The sequence below is a fragment of the Tsukamurella conjunctivitidis genome (assembly GCF_007858475.1).
Lineage (GTDB): Bacteria > Actinomycetota > Actinomycetes > Mycobacteriales > Mycobacteriaceae > Tsukamurella > Tsukamurella conjunctivitidis.
Map to the genome: position 1 here is coordinate 1 of NZ_VIGX01000242.1, position 553 is coordinate 553.

General features: G+C 45.4%; 1 protein-coding gene. It reads right to left on the minus strand.

The window, feature by feature from the left end; genetic code table 11:
- On the minus strand, positions 1 to 553 hold a 553-nt coding region (locus FK530_RS27685; RefSeq protein ID WP_158645210.1), incomplete at both ends, for a UvrD-helicase domain-containing protein.

Below are 553 nucleotides of genomic sequence, written 5' to 3' on the forward strand. Positions count from 1 at the left end.
TGCCAGAGCGAACTAGAATGGTGATATCTTCTGGTGATATCGCGCGCGAGCTCTCTTCACTTGCTAACTGCCCCTCTTTTAAGAGCCTTGCAATCTGCTCAGCTGTTGCCGCTGCCATCTGATCTTTAAAATCACCATTATTCACACGACTAGCAGCCTTCTTCTCTTCATGCTCAACCTCAGTCGGTGCCGGTCGATACTCTAAAAAGGTCATTCCGGCATCTGCTCGATGAGGTAGGATCAATTTGGAAGATGCTGCCGATGATGGCGTCTTAATCTCAATAAAGGGAATATCTTTCTCAATAAAGGGTGGATTAATCGCAGCTCTTAGACCAAAGAGTCGATTAACAGCGGCGACCTGCAGCTCTCCTGAACGGTAGTTGGTATTGAGCGTATAGATCTTTTCAATATGCTCTTTAATACCTAAATAGGAGTGGATATCTGCCCCACGGAAACGGTAGATCGATTGCTTTGGATCCCCTATCATCACAAAAGGAATCTCAGGATAATCAAAAAAGAGGCGACGAAAGATCGCTAATTGCTGATGATCCGT